The sequence below is a fragment of the Hydrogenophaga sp. genome (assembly GCF_018780075.1).
Classification (GTDB): domain Bacteria; phylum Pseudomonadota; class Gammaproteobacteria; order Burkholderiales; family Burkholderiaceae_C; genus Hydrogenophaga.
In genome coordinates, this window is sequence record NZ_JADMKB010000032.1 from 51,118 (window position 1) to 69,562 (window position 18,445).

Genomic DNA, 18,445 nt, shown 5'->3' on the forward strand with positions numbered 1-18,445 from the left:
GCCATGAAAAATCTGTTCAACACCGTCGTTCGAGGCCTCGCAGGCCAGACGGTCATTGCCCTCTCGCTCGTGGGCACCGTGATCGGGGTCGGGGGCTGTTCCAGCACCGGAGACCTGGCCGGGGTGCAAGGTGTGGAGGCCAACAGCGGCTGGCTGGAGCTGCGGGGCAACCGGTTCGCCGAAGTGGCGCCGGGCATCGTGCTTGAAATGCCGGAGGGGCCGTACCGCGCCCGGTTTTCGGACACACAGGGCATCTACTACCAGGCCTCCCGGCCACTCGTGTACCGGTCTGCCCTGGGGGTGGTGACCGCTGTGACCGGGGGCGTGTATGTGAAGAACGGGCGGCTTGACCGTGCCCGCAGCTGGAGCGAGCCCGTGATGCCTTCACCCAGGATGGCCTATTCGCACATCTTCGCTGTCAAGGTGCATCCCGCCATGTGACGCAAGGTGCGGAATGTGACGCCCCACTCGGGGGGCGTTCGGCTCACCGAAGGTCCAGGCCATGCCCATGGTCTGGACCGCGTGTGTCCCTGATCAGACCAGAACCATCTTCAGGCCCACCAGCATGGCCCCTGCGCCGATGACGGCCAGCACGGAGCCTGCACCCGCCAGGAACACCCGGCGATCGCGCAGAAGATGGGTTTTCTGCCTTTGTTTGAAGGCGTTGGCGACCGTCGCGTCAGTGGCCAGCGCCGGGTTGTCGTGGACCGTCTCCTGAACACACGAAAACGTGCACTCGATGCGTGCACCCCGGTGAATCACCAGTTTCTGGCAGTGCACCGAACCCGAGATCTTCGCCGTCGGCCGCACGATCACCTCGTCCCCGGCCACCAGTTCGCCGCTGAACACACCGCTGATTTCGGCGCGGTGGACCACGGCCTTGCCTTCCAGATCGCCGATATGGCTCACGACCAGGCGGTCGGCAGCGATGTCTGCATTGTCGACCCGCCCGTCCACGATCATCATGCCGTTGGTGTTGAAGCCCCCGCTGAGCTGGGTGTTCGGACCCACGTGGATGTCCTCGCTGCTCTGCATCGCCTTGACCGAGCGGGCTTTCAGCTCCACCGGTGTGACGAACGGGCTCACCACCTTCTTGTCAGCTTCTTTCAGTGGCATGCTTTCTCTCATGTTGCTCTCTCTGTGATAAAGGTGACATTAATGTACCAAAAATAACAAAATGTACATATTTGATCCGACGGCCGGTCGGCCGGGCGTCGGAGAGAGCAAGGCGTGGTCAGCTCGCTGGAGAAATCGGTTTCCCGGTGCCAGTGCCACCACCGCTGTTGTTCGTGGATGTGGTCGATGTCGCGGGAGCGCTGGGTGCCGGGGGGGGCGTGACGTTGTTTCCGGTCAGCCGCTTGGGCGTCAGAGGGGTCACCGCGCTGGCGGAGAGGCAGTCCCATCCGCAACCTGCTTCGATCGATGACTCCACGGTGGCTGCGCTCAGCGTGATCGAAGGCATCGTGATCGCCGTGGAGAACACGGTGGAGATGGCGGCCTGGTTCCTCGCAAACACCTCGCCCAGGATGGCCAGCGCCACGGAGGGGTCTTTCGCCTGGGTCAACACGGCCGCGGTGATTTCGGCCACCGGAAGGCCGGCCTGGTACGCGGCCGATGCAAACGCCGCCACAGGGATGCCTGCCGCCTGCGCCGCCGACAGCATGTCGTTCAGGCCCACTTTGCCGGCTACCTGCGCCTTGATCTCGGTCTGCAGCGCATCGGGGCGCATGCCCTGGGAGAAACCGGCCCAGGCGGTCAGGCTGAAGGCCAGAGCGGAAGCTGCTATTACCGTCTTTTTCATTAAAAACATCATGAAAATCTCCAAAAATGATTGGTCATACTATCAAAACACCGTCAATTCGCCAACTCACCCACCGACGGGGGCGCCGAGTTCGCGCCGCGCGCCCGATGGCAGCTCAGCCGCTGCCCAGCCGATCGCCAGCACGATCACCATCAACAGGGCGTTGACCGGGATCTGCAGGTTGAAGTCCACCGTGGCGTGAATCGCCATGGCCAGCGTGGCCATCAGGGCGCCAAAGGCCATGCCCCGTGCCATGCTGGAGCGCCGCCGGGCCAGTGTCTGGAGGTTCTTTGCCAAGCTCAGCAACACCAACAGACCCTTCAACCCCAGTCCGACCAGGCCCAGGTTGGCGGCCGTTTCGGCGTAGTCGTTGTGGGCATGGTCAAAAAAGGCGTCGCCTGGGGAGCGGTACCGGATGAACGACCCGTAAAAGCTGCCCGCGCCGGTGCCCGCGACGGGAAAGTCGTCGATCAGGTCCAGGGCGAAGCGTGCGGCCAGCTGCCGCTCTTCGACCGATTCCTGTTTGCCCACGGGCCTGACCTCTGGCGCTTTCTGTGCCGCAGCGCCTGGCGCGGGCGGTGCGACCGCGCCGGTGCTGGGCGCTGCGTTCTGCCCTGCAGGCCCAGGCGGGGGAAGTGGGTTGGCTGGGCGTGCTTCCGGCACGGCGTCCTGTTCCATCAGCAGATCGGTGCCCTGGATGCGTTCCAGCACCTTTTCAAGCCCCACCCAGGTGCCGACCACCAGCACGTCGATCACCACCAGGCTCGCGACCAGCACCACCATCGAAGGCGCAGCGCGCCGACTCAGCAGCAGCGTCAGCAAGCCCGTGACCAGCATGGCCGCAAAAAACGCCGTGTTGCCCATGCGCGAGCGCGTCAGCACCAGCGCGATCACGAGCACGACCAGCACCAGGCGCAAACGCATCTTCGCGCTCAGCACGAAAGCCAGCGCACCGCTCACACGGCCGCGCCAATGGCGGCCCTGTTGCGAGCGAGCCGACCCCAGGCGCGCCACCATGAGGCCGATGCCCATGGACAGCACCAGCACCAGAAATCCCGCCATGTGGTTGCGGTTGCCAAAGCTGCCCTTGACCTCGGCGTGGGAAACATCGAAATACAGAAAGGGGTAGCGCGCCTGGGCCGACCAGAGCAGCAAACCCAGCAACGCCTGAAACAGGCCGATCAGCACCAGCCCCATGACGCCGGTGTCGATGCGCTGGCGGTTGCGCATCACCAGCACCACCAACGCAAACGCCAAGGCCAGTGCCAGACCCAGGGCCGCCTGGATGCGGGTGTGCTGTGGGTCCAGGCTCAGGGTGAACCGGGGTGTCACGCCCGCCTGCACGGCCCAGGCCTCCGGCGACAGCCATTGCACCAGCGGCCCGGGCAGGGGAGAAGCCTGCAGCGCCATCCAGGCAGACAGCACCAGCAACAGGCCCAGCGGCCAGCGCACCGGTTTCAGGCGCGCCAGTGCCTCGGCGCCGTGGTGTCGCCACAGCCAGCCGGCCCAGGCGCTCAAGCCGAAGACCGTGAACACCATCGCCGCGACCGCCACCGTGCGTTTGCTGCCCAGCGGCAGGGTCGCGAGCCACACCGTGGCGAGCAGACCGTAGAGCAGGCCACCGTCTCGTGGTTCGGCCGCGGGCGCCGGGTCGCGCGTTGTGAGAAGACCCATCAAGACCCCAGATCCACCTCGTGGGCACTGGCCAGCGCCAGCAGCGCACGCTGCTGTGATGGGGTGGCCTGGGCGTGCATGGTTGTCACCGCCTGCCGGCGCACCGGGCTGAGGTTGGCCCAGTGCGCAAACGCCACCACCCCCAAAGCTTGCTGCACCCCACGCTCGCGCTGACCATGGGCGAGGGCGCGGTCAAAGGCGCGCCACATCGCCGACCGGTGCGGTTCCGCTTCGGCCACCTCCAGCAAGGCGAGCTGGTGAAAGGCGAGCGCCTGGTTGGCCCAGGCGCTGGGCACCATCGGCCGCGCCGCCGTGGCCTGCTGCAGGTGCGCCAGCGCCTGCTTGAGGTAAGGCCCTTGCACCAGCGGGTCGGGATCGGGCCGCAGCGCCACGCTGAGGTACAGGTACGCCATGGCTTCGTGCAGATCGGCGGCCTGTGGTGTGATGGCCAGCGCCCGGTCCAAGGCGGCGCGCGTCCGCAACCAGGCCTCGGGATCGGGCGGCTGCGCGCGAGGTGCCTGCCAGGCCCGGACCTGCGCGAGCGGCTGCATGGCCAGGGCGTTGGCCCGCGCTTCTGGCCAGAGCTGTACCGTGATGAGACCCATGGCGGCCAGTCCGGCGACCGCCAGCAGCAGCCTGCCGAGGGCGGGCGCATGGGGCCAGCCGAACGGCATCAAGCGCTCACACCCCGTGCACGCTCCATTTGCAGGATCTGTCGTGGGTGGTGCCGCATGAGGTCGTCGGCCACCTCGTCGCCCCAGCGCTGGGTGATCAGTGCATGCGCGCGGCTCAGGCGAGGCGGTCGCGTGCTGCGGTTGTGCGCGTCACTCGCTACCACACGCACCGACTCTTCGTCGAGCAACTGGTGAGCCAGCTTCTGGGCCTGCCTGCCGAAGTCGCCGGTCACCGAGCCGGCGGTGAGCTGCAGCCAGCAGCCGGCGGCCAGAAAGGGGTCGATGCGCCTCGGGTTGTCCATGAAAGACCTGTTGCGCTCCGGGTGCGCCAGCAGCGGCCGGATGTTCATCTGCAGGAGCTTCTCCACAAACTGCAGACTGCCCACCGGCACGCTGCCGTGTGGCAGCTCCAGCAGCAGCACGCGCCACCCCCGGTGTTCCCCCAGAAACGGCACCTGACCGCGTTGCAGCAGCGCCAGGCTCTCCAGGGACACCCGCACCTCGGCGCCCAGGCGCAGCTCCAGCGGGATGCCCTGCTGGGCCAGCGCCAAGCGGTAGGCGCGCAGGTACACCTCGATCTTCTCCCGGTGGTTGTCGTAACGACCGGGGTGGATGTGGGGTGTCACCACGCTGGTGGTGATGCCGTCGGCCACCGCCATCCGCGCGAGCTCCACGGCCTCGGCCAGCGTGGTCGGCCCGTCGTCGATGCCCGGCAGCAGGTGGCAGTGCAGATCGATCATGCCGCCTTGCTGCTGTAGGCCTCACCGTAGGCCGACCCGTAGCCCTTCTTGCCATAGCCGTATTTGCCATAGCCCGAATAGTCGCCGTGGTAGCGGCTGGCCCGCTGGAAGTCGAAGTGGTTGAGCACCAGGCCCAGCACGTGCCCGTCCGCGCGACGTACCCGCTCCAGGCCCTTGAGCACCATCGGCGTCGAGGTGTCCATTGCCTTGCTCACATAGATCACGCCCGTGGCCACCGAGCAGAGCATCAGCGCGTCGCTCACCAGCTCCACCGGCGGCGAGTCGATGATGATCATGTCGAACTGTTGGCCCAGTTCGGCCAGGCGTTCGCGGAAGCGGCTGGAGCTGATCAGCTCCAGCGGGTTGGGCGGCAGCGGGCCCGAGGGCATCACAGACAGGCGTGTGCCCTCGATGCGCTGGACGCAGTCGGCCAAGGGCTTGTTGCCCGCCACAAAGTTGGACAGTCCCAGGGCGGTGGGCGTGAGGTCGAGCGACTTGGCCACGGACGGGCGGCGCATGTCGGCGTCGATCAGCAAGGTGTTCTGCGTCTGCGCGTGCGACAGCGCGAGGTTGATCGCAAAGGTGGACTTGCCTTCGCCCGGCAGGCTGGAGGTGATCACCAGTGTGCGGTGGGGCTCGTCCAGCGCCGACAGCAGCACGCCCGAGCGCGCGGTGCGCACGGCCTCGGCAAACACCGAGTTGGGTTGGTCGGTGAACAGCCGGGCCGACGCGGCGCGGCGGGCATCGGCCTTGTTGAGCAGGGGCAGCGTGGTCAACAGCGGCACCTGCAGTTTGCGCTCCACATCGTCTGTTGTCTTGATGGTCTTGTCGAGCTGGTCGATCAACAAGGTGGCCGCCACCCCCACCATCAGGGCCAGCAGCATCGCCACCAGCACCACCAAGCCCTTGCGGGGCTTCACCGGCCGTTCCGGTGTCAGCGCCGGGTCGACCACCCGCGCGATGGGCGACTGCAGGTCGCTCGTGCTGTTGGTCTCTTTGGCCCGCGTCATGAACATGTTGTACATCTCGCGGTTGGACTCCACCTCGCGCTGCAGCACCCCCAGCTCGAACTCGGCGCGGTTCAGCGTCTGCACCGACGAACGCGCCTGACCCAGCGTGCGCTCGATCTCGCGCTCCACCGACTGGGCTGCCTCAAACTCCCGCTTGATGCTGGCCACCGTGGTGTCGAGCTGGCTCTTGAGGCTGGCCTTGCTGGCTTCCAGCTCGGCCTTGGCAGCCACATGGCGTGGGTGTTCAAAGCCGTAGCGCTGCGAGGTTTCGCTGAACTTGCGCTCGGCTTCCAGCACATTGCGCTTGGCTTCCGCCACGCCGGGCGCGCGCAGCACCGCCGGGATCTCGCTCAGGTCGGCGCCCCGGGCCGCACTGCGGATCTGGCTGTAAGCGGTTTCGGCGTCGGTCCGGCGCAGGCGCGCGTCGATCAGGCGGGTGGTCAGCCCTTCCAGCTGGCTGCTGGAGCCGCTCTGGGCCAAGCCCTGCGTCGAGATGATGCCGCTGCGCTCGCGAAAGGCCTGCAGCGCCCGCTCGGACTGCAAGACCTTGTCTTTCAGGTCGGTCACGCGCTCCTGCAGCCAGTTGGTGGCCTGGCGCGTCATCTCATAGCGGGCGTTCAGGTCGTTTTCAATGAACACTTGGGCCAGCTGGTTGGCCGCCCGCGCGGCCAGCGCCGGGTCACTGGACTCGAAGCTGACCTTGGCAATCTGGCTGTTGCGCAAGAGCTCCACCGACACACTGGCCTGAAACGGCGCCACCACCGCTGCGGTCAGGCGCTCGGGCGTCCACGCTGCTTCCGCTGCGGGTTCTTCCATGCCCAGCGCCTGCGTCACGGCGCTGGTGAGCGCGGCCAGCGGACCCGGCTGGGCCGTGCGCGGATCGAACTCTGGGTGGTCCCAGAGCTTCAGGGCCTGCACGGTCTTCAGCGCCACCTCGCGAGAGCGCACGATCTCCAGCTGCGTGGCCAGGTACTCGCGGTTGCCCGATGCCCCGGCATACACGTCTTGGATCGACACCACCTGCGACTTGCCCGATTCAAACATCACCACCGCGGTGGCGCGGTAGACGGGTGTCATGCTGAGCACCAGGGCCACCGCCAGCAGACCCACGGCCAACACCAGGCCCAGGATGGACCACTTGCGCTTCGCCACGCTGCGCCAGAGTTCAACCAGGTCGATGGTGTTGCCATCGACGGGGTCACTGGATGACCGTTGATCGTGCCGGTCGGAAAACGGGTTCCAGCGGCTGCTGCTCATCGCGGCAGCGGCCGGACTCGTGGTGGAGGGGGTCATCAAAAAAAGCTTTCTTCAACGGTGATCAGGTCACCCGGGCCGATGCTGGAGTCGAGCTCCACCCGTTTCGATGTCTGTGTGGTGTCGCGCTCGCGGATCACGAAGATTTTTTTGAGCGAGGCGCGTTCTTCAAAGCCGCCTGCGAGGCTGGCCGCCTTGCGAACCGTGAGGCCCGGCTGGTACGCAAAACTGCCCGGGTTCTTCACCATCCCAGTGATGAAAAAGGGCCGGTATTCGTTGATCTCCACCGACACGCGCGGATTCACCAGAATGCGGCCGCGCAGCCCGTTGGTGATGATCCGCTCCAGCTCGCCCAGCGTGGTGCCGTTGATACGGATTTCACCGACCGATGGGAAAAAGATCGTGCCGGCGTCCGTCAGGCGGATCTTTTCCTTGGTGAAGTCGTCTTCGCCAAGGACGCGGATCGAGATCACATCACCGGCGCCCAGGGCGTAAGACGACAAGCCGCTGTTGATGGCCGTGCCCTGAGCCCAGGCGGGCGCGACGCTGCCCCCGCCCAGGGTCAGAGCCACGGCCAGCGCCACCAAAGGCACCCAGCGGCTCAGAGTGCGGCTTCCTCCAACAAGAATGTTCAGCATGCCGTACCGGTTGTCGTGGCTCACAGTGCCGCGCTGACGCTCAACAGCACCGTGTTTCGTTTGTGGTTGTTGGGCGCCAGCGTGGAATCGCGCTGGGTGCGCATGACGTCCAGGCCCAGGGTGTAGTGACGGTTCAGCCCGTAGGTGAGGCCCAGGCTGGTGGAGCGCGTGTCGTCCCGGCGGGCGCTGTTCACAAAATCGGTCCTGATGTCCGACACACCGACGCGGCTGCTCACCGCCTCACTCCACTGATGGCTCCAGGTGAGGCCCAGGCTGCGGTTCTGGTTGTAGTCACCCTCGGCCAGCGCGTCTTCCGCAGAACGGTTGGCCACCAGGACAAACACCGAGTACGACAAGGGCTTCCATTCCACCGAGGCTTCGTAGGTGGCTTTGGACACATCGGCTCTGGTGGCGCTGTCAAAGCGCTTTTTCTGCTGGCCCACTTTGACGCGACCCGTGGTTTTGGCGGTGGCTTCCCATGTGACGCCCGCGAGCAGGCGGGTGTCGGTGTTGTTGTTGGCGGTGCCCACCCGGTAATCGTTGGCCGCTGCGCGGGCCTCGGCCACGAGGTAGGTGCGCGGCATCACGCGCCAGAAATAGCGCCCTGCGATCTGCCGGGTATCCACATCGGAGCCCTGGGTGGTGACCAGGTTGTTCTGGTAGCGCTTGCGGTTGGCGCTCACCTCGGCCTCCAACCGACCCTGGGCCTGCCGCGCGCCGTAGCTGTACAGGGCGTTGAGGTTGTTGCCTTGCCACCGATCGGGGGCCGCGGACGCGACCACCGCGTCGGCCCGCGCGTCGTAGCGGTTCTGGTAGCCCAGGCCCCAGTTCAGGCGCGAGCGGGCGCTGAACTCGTGCGCCCCGGTGGCGCCCAGGTCGTGGTTGTTGGTGTTGTCGGCGCTCAGACCGCTGTAGCGTGAATAGGCGCCGCCGTAGCTCAGGCCGTAAATGCCCGAGCCGTTGCGGGCGTCCAGCTTCAGGGCGGGCGCCAGCGTGGACACGCGTGCCGAGACGGTGTCGGTGGGCGCAGCGCGCACGTTGTCGTCGTGCCCCAGAGACAGCTTCACCGAGGGGTACAACAGCACCCCCTCGGCCAGGCGCACCGCGCGGTCTGGCGTGGACGCACCTGTCTGCGCTTGCGCCAGCGGAGCGGCCAGAGCGAGCGCGGCCATCACCGCCGCCATGACAGCGCTGTGGGAAGCGAACGCGGGAACGAGGGGGAAACGCTCAACGTCTGTCATGTGCATGGTAGGAGACTCCTTGTGTGTGAAAAACTAAAAACGTCAAAAACGTAAGTAAAAATCAAAAAATGATAAATCATTGTAAATGGCTGGGATGTCTTCAGGAAGCAGCGTTGTTCGGCCCCGCTTCGCCCACCATTTGCCGGCGCAGCTTGGGCCCTGCAAAAAACTTCACCGAGCGGCGCGCCTTCACGTCCACCGGCTCCCCTGTGTGCAGATTCCGGCCTGGCCGGGTATTTTTGTTGCGCAGCTCAAAATTGCCAAAACTGGCCAGCTTCACGTTTTTGCCTTCGGCCAGCTTGCTGGTCAGGATGTCGAAGAACCCGTCGACCACGTCCCTTGCTTCACGGTGGCTCAGACCGATCTGGTCCGCGAGCATCTGAACGATCTGGGTCTTGGTGAGCGAAGAGATTTCGAGGTCGTCAATGAGCAAGTTCATGGTGATTGAGGAGTCAGAAAGCCAAGAAATGGGTCGCGGGGCAGGCGGGTTCCCGCGCGACCAGCGTGGGCTGGGTTCAGGAGGTCGAGGCGCCCTGGCTGACCGCTTTGGGGGCGCCAACAGAAAGCTGCGCATTGGGCTGGACGTGGTCGCCGAGCAATTCCGCGTACACAGCCATGGTTCGCTCGATCACCAGCCGTTCGTCAAACTGCGCCAGCGCCTTGGCCCGAGCGGCTTGGCCCAGGCGCTGGCGCAGCACAGGCTCGTCCTGCAGCCGGGCGATGGCATCGGCCAGTGCCCGGGGGTTTCTGGCGGGCACCAGCAAGCCGTCCACCCCGTCGCTCACCACCTCGCGGCAGCCCGGCACATTGGTGGTGATCAAGGGCAGGCCACACCCGCCCGCTTCGATCAGGCCCTTGGGCAAACCCTCGCGGTAGCTTGGCAGCGCCACCACGTGCACCGAGCCCAGCAGGGCGGGCATGTCGTCCACATGGCCCAGCCACTGCACCAGCCCGGCTTCTGCCCAGGCACGCACCGTCGCCTCAGGCACCGCAGCTGGGTTGCCCGGGTCCGGGTCGCCGGCCAGCAGGCACTGGACCTTGCGGGCCTCTGCCTTCAGCAGGCGCGCGGCCTCCACAAACTCGGCCAGGCCCTTGTCCCACAGCAGACGCGCCGGCAGCACCACCCTCAGGACATCGGCTGGGTCGGGCTGCCCGGCCAGCAGCGCAGGTGAAAAACGCTGGCAGTTCACCCCGGAGCCGGGAATCAGCCGCACCCGCGCGGCATCCACCAGCCCAGCGCGCTCGAACAGCGCTACATCGTCCGGGTTCTGCAACACCACGCGGCTGCCCGCGCCCCCCAGCCCCAGCCTCAGCAGGCCGCGCACCACCGGGCGCAGGCAGCGCGCCAACAGGTCGTTGCTGGTGAACACATAACCCATGCCCGCCACCGCATTCACCCGCACCCGCCCCGCGCTGCGTGCCGCCAGCGAGCCATACACCGCGCATTTGATGGTGAAGCTGTGCACCAGATCCACCTGTTCGCGGCAGATGAGCCGGCGCAACCAGAGCACCAGCGCCAGCTCGCGCAGCGGGTTCAGGCTGCGCCGCTGCATGGGGGCGGCCATCCAGCGAAAGCCCAGGTCTTGCAGCAGCGCGCCGTATGGTCCGGGGGGAGACACCAGCAGCACCTCGTGCCCGGCCTCGCGCAGGGCCTGGGCCAGCGAGCGGCGAAAGTTGTACAGGTACCAATCGGTGTTGGCAAAGAGGAGGATTTTCATGGGGTGTTTGGTGCCAATCTCAAAACTGGACCAAACCGGAGGCTAGGACTTGCATCGGTTTCAGCTCGTCGAGTCTGTGTGATACCCACTGATTAACTTCGTCAGCATTTTTTCAACTATGGCTTTTTGATTTTATTTGAATATTCGAAAATGATATGCTATCTTACGTCATGGATGAAATGCATAATCTATTCTGCAAAATAGATTGTCGCCTTGGTTCGATTGTTGTAGGTGCAGACTAGTCGTGATGGTTGTTTTTGTGATGAGCAGCCAAATGGGAGGGTGAAATAGACCTCAAATTAAAATGGAGTAAGGTTGGCAAAATATTTGTACAAGGTGGCGGCTTTAGGGTGCCTCAAAAATCTCTGTTCTTACTCCACTTTCACGCGCGTTTTCGCAATGCCATGCTGAATGTCTCGGCAGCCTGTTCGCCCATCATTCTTTTATACACAATTATCCAAAATCTCCACGCTATATATAGTGGCGTGAAAAAAGAGAAGTATGAGCTGGTGTAATAATACCGAGAGTCAATGACTTCTAGATTGGTGTGTTCTGAAATAGAGCGAAACTCAACTGGAGTGCAGCGATTGTAATAACTGGGAAATCCTTGGTTTCTTTGGGTGTTGGGGAATATAGAAAATAAGATTTTTCTTTTTATTTTCTCGGGTAGTATTAAGTTCAAGCGAGCAAACAGTGCGTTTCTGCTTGGAACGAATATTATTGCAATACCCCCGGGTTTTAATAGGGTTGACATGGATTTAAATGCTGCTTCAACATCCGGTACGTGCTCAAGCACGGCTTGACAGATGCACAAATCTGCATCCCCATTGCCAACTATGTGCTGTATGTCAGCGCATTTGATATGATCATAAGATCCTTTAGGTGCTTGATTTAGCTCGTCTTGGTCGATGTCTATTCCTGTAACGTATATATTTTTATTATTTTTCATATGGTTTGGAATAAAGGGATTTTTACCTCCGCCGATATCGATGCAGTGAGTTCCTGATGTTATGTATTGGAGTGCGAAAGAATTTTTGAAATCTCTATTTCCATCTGTCTTGTACGACTCGGGGAGAAGTTGATCAAATAATTTACTCGCTCTGATGTTGAAGTTGATAAATTTTCTAATCATAATTTGAAGCTATATTTTCAAATTGCAAAATGGCATCTCGGTGTTCGTCGAAGTGCTTGGAGGCAATGATAGTTTCTTATATAAGCACATATTTCCCTTGGCTGAGTTATAGCGTACCTCTACCTGCATAGATGGCGGCCAATGCATAAACACCAAACTGTTGGACGGGATAGCAGCGTCGAGATTCTGCAGAATATGTGTTTTGTCTGTGCCTCGGATTTTTCAGTACTTCCACCTAATTGCTCAACTTGTAAGACCTTCATTGACGTATGCATCATTGCCGCATTTCATTTTGAGCTCGGTATCAGCCGCACCTGTGCTGCATTCACGATACCTTGCGCGTTTGAAAAATGCCGCGTCGTCCGGGTTCTGCAGAATCAGGCGGCTACTGCCCCCTCCAACTCACCCTTCAGTAGGCTGCGAATCAGCGGACGCAGTCCTCGCGCCAGGATCGTTGCTGGTGAATACATAGCTAATCCGGCTCGAGCCCTGCGCTGCGCGCGTCCAACGGACCGTAAACCGCGCACTTGAAGGTGAAGCAGTGTGCCGCCAGATCCAGTTGTTGGCGTCGAATGAGCTGGCGCAGCTACAGCTACCACCGCCAGCTCGCGCAGCGGGTTCAGGCTGTGCCGCTGCATGGGGGCCGCCACCCAGGCGAAAGCCCAGGTCTTGCAGCAGCGCAACGTATGCGCCGGGTGGAGATACAAGCAGCACCTCGTGCCCGGCCTCGCGCAGGGCCTGGGCCAGCGAGCGGCGAAAGTTGTACAGGTACCAATCGGTGTTGGCAAAGAGGAGGATTTTCATAGGGGGCAAACAGAGAAGCGAAATGCACATTGGCAGGCGCGGCACGAAGGCGATTAGCCGCGGCATGCCCTAAAAGAGGGCTCACTATCGCGGACAGGCCGCGCGCTTCATTGCCATCTGGTCAGCGCCCACGCCAGCGCTTGCCTGAGGCCGCCAGCTGGCGGCCTCAGGCGTAGGGCAGCCTTGAAAACAATACCGTCTGCAGCGACAGCCAATTTAGCGAAATGCGCGCAAACCAGCAGCACATCGCATCGGGATTGCTGTCCATGTGCAGGCAGCGCGGAGATGCCTGCATCAATGCTCGTTCAGGAGTGATTGGCTTCCAGCCAGGCTTGGAACATCAGCACATCCCACAGGTGATACTGCCAATTGTTTTGACCGGAGAGATGCTCATCCCACTTCTTCCGAATGGGAGCCGGATAAAAGAAACCTTCGTTCCGAAGGCGAGATTCGTCCAATAGGCTTTCTGCCCAGTCGCGCAATGGTCCACGTAGCCACCCACCGATGGGCACACCAAAGCCTATCTTCGGGCGTTCGATCAACTCCTTCGGTACATATTTGTTCAGTACCTGCCGCAGTATCCATTTGCCCTGTCCATGTCGGATTTTCATCTCCAGGGGTATGCGCCAAGCAAATTCCACCACGCGGTGGTCCAACATCGGTACGCGGGTTTCGAGGGAAGCGCCCATGGCGGCACGGTCTACTTTACAGAGGATGTCATCGGGGAGGTAACTCACCGAATCCAGCGCCATCATCTGTTCGATCTTGCCGCTCAGGTGCAATGGTGGCGCTGTGATCTGAGTTGGATGTTCAATCCAGTTGATCACCAGTGAAGCCGGGTCAGACCAGTGAGAGATGAAGTTGAGATACAGTTCATCCAGCGACTGAGACATTAATACGCTGGCACCTTTGTGAATCTTGTTCCCAAAATTAGCATACTTGGTGGCACCCGGGATCCATCTGGAAATCTGATCCCATCGTTCTGGTGGAAGTGACGTTAGACCGGTTGATGCCACACGACGAAACAGGCGAGGCACTTTTTCGATTTTGTCCCACACGCCTCTTGTCATGTGATAGCGGTTATATCCGCCAAACAATTCGTCCCCGGCGTCCCCCGAGAGCGATACAGTGACATGGCGACGTGCCATCTCGGAGACCAGATATGTGGGTATCTGAGATGAATCTGAAAACGGCTCGTCGTACAGAGTTGGCAATCTTGGAATGACATTCATCGCCAGCTGCGGCGATAGATACAGTTCGGTGTGCTCTGTCCCCAAGTGCTGGGCCACCGCTTTGGCATGCACTGCCTCGTCATAGCCTGCCTCTTTGAATCCGATGGTAAAGGTCTTCACCGGACGGGACGACTGCGACTGCATCAGGGCCACGATGGTGGAGGAATCTATGCCTCCGGAGAGAAACGCTCCCAGTGGCACGTCGGCGGCCATCTGTTGTGCAACGGCGGAGCGCATTAATCCATCCAGCGTATCCACCGCCTCGGTATCAGTGCCAGTGAATGGATCGTAACGACTGCACTCCACGGCTTGCGGAAAAGACCAATAAGGATGAGGCGCATTTTGTGCTGACTCATCCCATGTCGTGATCTTTATGCAATGTCCGGGTGGCAGTTTGCGTATACCGTGATAGATCGAATAAGGCGCAGGGATGTAGCTGTGGCGCATCTGCAGGGCGATGGCGCCGCGATCAACCTCGCCTGCAAATGCGGGGTGCGCCTTGATCGCCTTGATTTCGGAGCCGAACAGAAAAACGCCACGTTGCCAACCGTAATAGAGCGGCTTCTCGCCCATGCGATCACGCGCCAAGGTCAGCGAGCGTTCCTTGCGGTCCCAAATCGCCAAGGCAAACATTCCCACTGATCGCTTGAGTGTCTCCTCCAAACCCCAGGAATCAATTCCGGTCAGCAGAGTTTCTGTGTCCGAATGCCCGCGCCACGCCGATGCACTTTGGCTTTCATTCCCGCGAAATCGGGAATCCAGTGTCTGACGCAATTCCAGGTGGTTATAGATCTCGCCGTTGAAAACGATCACGAAACGACCTGAGGCCGACACCATGGGCTGGTGTCCCGCCGGGGACAAGTCCAGGATAGACAGACGGCGGTGCACCAGCGCTACCTGCATTGCATCGTCACGCCAGACGCCCGCATGGTCAGGGCCGCGATGGCGGATGGCCTCTCCCATGCGCAGCGCGGTTGCAAGTATGGCATCTCCCTCAAGATGTCGAAATCCAACAAAGCCAGCAATACCACACATGCTCAGCCACCTCTCATCAACTGCGTATAGAAAGCTTCATAACGCAAGACGATCTCTCCGATTTCATAGCGATCAGCCACACGCTGTCGCGCCAGTAAGCCCAGTTGGCTACGTCGGTTGGCGGGCCACCTCAACAATTCAACAAGATGCAGGGCCAAGCCGTTCATGTCACCCGAAGCGACGACCCGTCCTGTGTCTCCGACAATCTCTGCCGAGTCGCCCACATCGGTCACCACGCAGGGCACACCGCTGGCCATGGCCTCACCGAGCACATTGGGAAACGCCTCACCGAAAGAAGAAGACGAAGCCAGCACATCAATCGACGCCATCAGGCGCGGAACGTCGTCGCGGCGGCCAAGCAGATGAACCTGTTTGCCCAGGTTTGCCTTTTCAATGAGCTCAATCAGAGCCTTGTTGTTCCGATCAATTCCGGTTCCCGCCAGAACGAAATGCACCAGTGGCAAGGCCGCATGTACCTTGGCCGCCGCCACGATGAAACCTGGATGATTTTTTTGCGGGTCGTCGCGGGCGACCATTCCCACAATAGGCGTGTCAGGCTCAAGCCCCAATTCAGCCCGCACGGCATATCGCGCAGCAGCATTGGGTTGAAACCGGGACAAATCGAAGCCATTGGGAATCAGAACCATCTTGTCGGCGTGGTAACCGGCAGCCACATGAATGCTTCTTGCCCTTTCAGAACAGCTCAAAATCCGCCGGGGCAGCCACCCCGAAATACGTGCACAGACCTTCATTACCAGTAAGGTGCTGCGCTTGCTCTGATCCGGTGATAGGTTGCTTTGGCGAATCCCCCATGTCACTGCCTTGATGCCTGCAAACCTTGACGCCAACCCTCCAACCAGATCAGCGTGATACATCCAGGTATGAACCACATCTGGCCCCAACTGACGCAACAACCCAACCAGGCGCATGAACTTGATTATGTTGGGTGCGCTCGGCGTCATTGACAAGTCATGGACCGGTATGCCCAAGATCTCGATGCGAGGCCCTATTTCCCCCAGGCTGGTGAGGGAAATCACTGTTGGTTGAAATCGGCTGCGGTCAATCCTCTGCATAAGTTTGAGCAGCATCATTTCTGCGCCGCCAGTGGAAAGGCCGGTAATAACTATGCAGATCGACTTCATTTTCTGGGATGCGGCATGCTATGACTTATCAACACAAGGGAGACGAGCCAGTAAAGGTGATCAAACATGTTGTGCGTAAATAGGGTGAAAGCCAGCGCGACCCCAAGCGCCAGCAACTGCAACTGGGGTAGTTGTTGGCTTTTAAAATATCCGTCACTATGATAAATCAAAAACAACAACCAAACGAACAAGGAGTAGCCAAAGATTCCGTATTCACCGAGTATCAACATGTGCTGGTTGTGCGTTGATTCTTGGAATGATCCCCATAGATGAGTGAAGCCCGAACCATGTCCTAGGATCGGCTGTGTGAGGAAGTTCTCTATAGAGTATTGGAGTACATCAATTCGTTGTTGAGAGCTAAAGTCGCTCGTATCAAAACTGGAGAAGAACATGAGTCTGTGATACACATTGTCCGCGGCACTTAAGTCCACCAAGGGTAGTAGAAGATCAGGCAAACTTACCGCCGAAGAAATTGCCAATGATGCGACACATAGCAGAAGAAAAAAAGTTTTCCGCGGGAATATCCTTAGCCAGAGTCCGACTGTCACGATGAGTGTCCACACTATCAGTCCGCTGCGCGAAAACGATAGCAAGATACCTGGGAATACGAGTAATAATAGCCAGATACGCCAAGCGGGCCGCAGTATTGGTATTCCGAATAGTGTCAACAATATGAGTGACTCTGCCGCCTTATTGGCATTGAGTAGTGTGGAACTGGCGCGTCCTTCCACCACGCCCTTGGTCCCCTCAAGAACGATCATTCCGGGAAACATAAAATCGACCACCTGCAATACCGTCAAAAGCAGCGAAAGGAAGACGAATACCCTACCCAAGAGAGCCGGTCGCGCTTGGATCAGTACAAAACCCAATAGTGTCGCCAGGATAAGGTATTGAATCCTGGTCATGGTCAGCGCTGCAGCCTCGCCATGGCCGTCATAGCTATGGACCAACCAATGAACTAGATTCATTAACGCCATCGCTGCCACGCACATGCTGTGATGGCTCCCCAAGTAAAGCCAAAGTACCTTGCGCCGCAGTACGAGGAGTGGAACCGTTGCCGCGCCCAAAGAGAAATACGCGTACTTTGGAAGAAAAGCCCCGTTGGTGAGACTGCTGATATAGCCAGCTATATCAAGATAGGCTGTGGTCAAGACGCACGTTGCCAATGCCGATATATAGCTATTGACCCAGATCGAAAAGTGTCTAGGCAAGGAGGCGTTTACCGGCACAATGGTCTGCTGCATCATGCTCCCTCCAAGACCTGCTCATACTGTCTGACAATCCGGTCGGGTGCATATGCCATCAGTGCCGAAGGCGATATTCGGCGCCGCATGCCGCTCAAATAAGAGGCTATTGCTGTGGCTAATGCCTGGGCACTGACACTTTCGGCCACCACGCAATCAACGAAGCTATCGAGTATCTCCCTTGTGCCGCCAGGTGCTGGCGTGGCGATTACGGGTGTACCGCAGGCCAGCGCTTCCAGAACCACATTCGGGAAGCCCTCATGGCGTGACGAGAGCACAAAGGCATCCGCACGTGCGAACCAGGCGTAAGGATTGGCTTGGAAGCCGACAAAGTCAATCTGATTTGCCACGCCATTGGAAACGGCCAGTTGTTTGAGTTCATTCAGCAACAACCCCTCGCCCAAGATACAGAGATGGACATTTGGGTTGTTCAGCAATCCCAAGGCTTCGATCAGCAGATCAAAGCCTTTCACTTCAGAGAGGCGCCCCGCGGCAACCAATCGGAGACGACCCGGCATTGACCCGGCATGATCGAGCGGCGAGGAGGCCAACCTACGGATATGGTCAATATCCACTGGGTTGTTGATGACCACCGATCGTTCTGATGAAAAGCCGAACCGTTCGATCAGATCGGCGTTCATGTAGCGGGACTGACAGACCACCAAATCATGGCGTGGGTAAAACCTGCGATAAAGCATCGCCCACACCCCCGGATGGGCGTAAGTCTGCAATGTCGCGCTGACAATACTTGTTTCACGCGCGATGGTGCGCACCTCACGGGGCAACAGAAAGCGGATTATGGACAGGGCCAGGTTGAGATGACCCAGGGTTGAAAAGACCACATCTGGCCGCCGATTCCAAATCAGGGCCACGATCTTCGGTAGGGCGTGGCGAACTCTTGTCACGCCAAGATCGATGAATTCCACGTCGGAGGGGATGTCGTCTCGAAACACTGCCCCACGCACATCTATTACCGCCAGAGACAAACGAAATCGGCTGCGGTCGAGGTGTTTTAGGAGGGTGACGATCACCCTTTCGGCACCGCCGCCACGCAAGGATGGGATCAGAAAGAGGACGTTTATTGGTTTGCATTGCATTCAAGGGGG

Annotated in this window: 16 protein-coding genes; 1 reads left to right on the forward strand and 15 read right to left on the reverse strand. The window is 60.4% G+C overall.

Going from position 1 to position 18,445, the window contains the following annotated elements; genetic code table 11:
- Positions 1-3: 3 nt before the first annotated feature.
- Positions 4-441, forward strand: a complete 438-nt coding sequence (locus IV088_RS07315; RefSeq protein WP_291099828.1) for a hypothetical protein — start codon at positions 4-6, stop codon at positions 439-441.
- Between the two features lie 93 nt (positions 442-534).
- On the opposite strand, the gene IV088_RS07320 is transcribed toward IV088_RS07315, so the two are convergent.
- The 15 genes from IV088_RS07320 to IV088_RS07390 all read right to left on the reverse strand — a co-directional run bounded on the left by IV088_RS07320 (position 535) and on the right by IV088_RS07390 (position 18,436).
- A complete protein-coding gene (locus tag IV088_RS07320) occupies positions 535-1,116 on the reverse strand; it encodes a polymer-forming cytoskeletal protein (protein WP_291099830.1) in 582 nt (193 codons plus the stop codon).
- A gap of 118 nt (positions 1,117-1,234) precedes the next feature.
- Positions 1,235-1,813, reverse strand: coding sequence for a hypothetical protein (locus IV088_RS07325; RefSeq protein ID WP_291099833.1), 579 nt, complete (start codon positions 1,811-1,813; stop codon positions 1,235-1,237).
- Between the two features lie 54 nt (positions 1,814-1,867).
- The gene (locus IV088_RS07330) at positions 1,868-3,475 is read right to left on the reverse strand and encodes an O-antigen ligase (protein ID WP_291099835.1); all 1,608 of its coding nucleotides are present in this window, start codon (positions 3,473-3,475) and stop codon (positions 1,868-1,870) included.
- Positions 3,475-4,149, reverse strand: coding sequence for a hypothetical protein (locus IV088_RS07335; protein WP_291099837.1), 675 nt, complete (start codon positions 4,147-4,149; stop codon positions 3,475-3,477). Before IV088_RS07335 ends, IV088_RS07330 begins: the two co-directional genes overlap by 1 nt.
- The gene (locus IV088_RS07340; RefSeq protein ID WP_291099839.1) at positions 4,149-4,889 is read right to left on the reverse strand and encodes a CpsB/CapC family capsule biosynthesis tyrosine phosphatase; all 741 of its coding nucleotides are present in this window, start codon (positions 4,887-4,889) and stop codon (positions 4,149-4,151) included. The genes IV088_RS07335 and IV088_RS07340 overlap by 1 nt, the downstream gene beginning before the upstream one ends.
- Positions 4,886-7,192, reverse strand: a complete 2,307-nt coding sequence (locus tag IV088_RS07345; RefSeq protein ID WP_291099841.1) for a polysaccharide biosynthesis tyrosine autokinase — start codon at positions 7,190-7,192, stop codon at positions 4,886-4,888. The genes IV088_RS07340 and IV088_RS07345 overlap by 4 nt, the downstream gene beginning before the upstream one ends.
- Positions 7,192-7,791: a polysaccharide biosynthesis/export family protein gene (locus tag IV088_RS07350; protein ID WP_291099843.1), complete on the reverse strand. Its 600-nt coding sequence runs from the start codon at positions 7,789-7,791 to the stop codon at positions 7,192-7,194. Before IV088_RS07350 ends, IV088_RS07345 begins: the two co-directional genes overlap by 1 nt.
- Positions 7,792-7,811: 20 nt before the next feature.
- Positions 7,812-9,038, reverse strand: coding sequence for an outer membrane beta-barrel protein (locus IV088_RS07355; protein WP_291099845.1), 1,227 nt, complete (start codon positions 9,036-9,038; stop codon positions 7,812-7,814).
- 94 nt (positions 9,039-9,132) lie between these two features.
- Positions 9,133-9,471, reverse strand: a complete 339-nt coding sequence (locus tag IV088_RS07360) for an integration host factor subunit alpha (RefSeq protein ID WP_291099847.1) — start codon at positions 9,469-9,471, stop codon at positions 9,133-9,135.
- Positions 9,472-9,547: 76 nt separating this feature from the next.
- The gene (locus tag IV088_RS07365; protein ID WP_291099849.1) at positions 9,548-10,750 is read right to left on the reverse strand and encodes a glycosyltransferase family 4 protein; all 1,203 of its coding nucleotides are present in this window, start codon (positions 10,748-10,750) and stop codon (positions 9,548-9,550) included.
- A 382-nt stretch (positions 10,751-11,132) separates the two neighbouring features.
- Positions 11,133-11,882: a class I SAM-dependent methyltransferase gene (locus tag IV088_RS07370; RefSeq protein WP_291099851.1), complete on the reverse strand. Its 750-nt coding sequence runs from the start codon at positions 11,880-11,882 to the stop codon at positions 11,133-11,135.
- Between the two features lie 1,109 nt (positions 11,883-12,991).
- Positions 12,992-14,953 (reverse strand): asparagine synthase (glutamine-hydrolyzing), encoded by a 1,962-nt coding sequence (gene asnB, locus IV088_RS07375; RefSeq protein ID WP_291099853.1) that lies wholly within the window; start codon positions 14,951-14,953, stop codon positions 12,992-12,994.
- A 2-nt stretch (positions 14,954-14,955) separates the two neighbouring features.
- Positions 14,956-16,095, reverse strand: coding sequence for a glycosyltransferase (locus IV088_RS07380; protein WP_291099855.1), 1,140 nt, complete (start codon positions 16,093-16,095; stop codon positions 14,956-14,958).
- Positions 16,092-17,342: an O-antigen ligase family protein gene (locus IV088_RS07385; protein WP_291099857.1), complete on the reverse strand. Its 1,251-nt coding sequence runs from the start codon at positions 17,340-17,342 to the stop codon at positions 16,092-16,094. Before IV088_RS07385 ends, IV088_RS07380 begins: the two co-directional genes overlap by 4 nt.
- On the reverse strand, positions 17,339-18,436 hold the full coding sequence (locus IV088_RS07390; RefSeq protein WP_291099859.1) for a glycosyltransferase: 1,098 nt from the start codon (positions 18,434-18,436) through the stop codon (positions 17,339-17,341). Before IV088_RS07390 ends, IV088_RS07385 begins: the two co-directional genes overlap by 4 nt.
- Between the last annotated feature and the right edge of the window lie 9 nt (positions 18,437-18,445).

Bases quoted from the DNA above. Each gene is read 5' to 3' on its own strand.
- IV088_RS07315 (WP_291099828.1), top strand. From the start codon at position 4: ATGAAAAATCTGTTCAACACCGTCGTTCGAGGCCTCGCAGGCCAGACG.
- IV088_RS07320 (WP_291099830.1), bottom strand. From the start codon at position 1,116: ATGCCACTGAAAGAAGCTGACAAGAAGGTGGTGAGCCCGTTCGTCACA.
- IV088_RS07325 (WP_291099833.1), bottom strand. From the start codon at position 1,813: ATGATGTTTTTAATGAAAAAGACGGTAATAGCAGCTTCCGCTCTGGCC.
- IV088_RS07330 (WP_291099835.1), bottom strand. From the start codon at position 3,475: ATGGGTCTTCTCACAACGCGCGACCCGGCGCCCGCGGCCGAACCACGA.
- IV088_RS07335 (WP_291099837.1), bottom strand. From the start codon at position 4,149: ATGCCGTTCGGCTGGCCCCATGCGCCCGCCCTCGGCAGGCTGCTGCTG.
- IV088_RS07340 (WP_291099839.1), bottom strand. From the start codon at position 4,889: ATGATCGATCTGCACTGCCACCTGCTGCCGGGCATCGACGACGGGCCG.
- IV088_RS07345 (WP_291099841.1), bottom strand. From the start codon at position 7,192: ATGACCCCCTCCACCACGAGTCCGGCCGCTGCCGCGATGAGCAGCAGC.
- IV088_RS07350 (WP_291099843.1), bottom strand. From the start codon at position 7,791: ATGCTGAACATTCTTGTTGGAGGAAGCCGCACTCTGAGCCGCTGGGTG.
- IV088_RS07355 (WP_291099845.1), bottom strand. From the start codon at position 9,038: ATGCACATGACAGACGTTGAGCGTTTCCCCCTCGTTCCCGCGTTCGCT.
- IV088_RS07360 (WP_291099847.1), bottom strand. From the start codon at position 9,471: ATGAACTTGCTCATTGACGACCTCGAAATCTCTTCGCTCACCAAGACC.
- IV088_RS07365 (WP_291099849.1), bottom strand. From the start codon at position 10,750: ATGAAAATCCTCCTCTTTGCCAACACCGATTGGTACCTGTACAACTTT.
- IV088_RS07370 (WP_291099851.1), bottom strand. From the start codon at position 11,882: ATGATTAGAAAATTTATCAACTTCAACATCAGAGCGAGTAAATTATTT.
- asnB (WP_291099853.1), bottom strand. From the start codon at position 14,953: ATGTGTGGTATTGCTGGCTTTGTTGGATTTCGACATCTTGAGGGAGAT.
- IV088_RS07380 (WP_291099855.1), bottom strand. From the start codon at position 16,095: ATGAAGTCGATCTGCATAGTTATTACCGGCCTTTCCACTGGCGGCGCA.
- IV088_RS07385 (WP_291099857.1), bottom strand. From the start codon at position 17,342: ATGATGCAGCAGACCATTGTGCCGGTAAACGCCTCCTTGCCTAGACAC.
- IV088_RS07390 (WP_291099859.1), bottom strand. From the start codon at position 18,436: ATGCAATGCAAACCAATAAACGTCCTCTTTCTGATCCCATCCTTGCGT.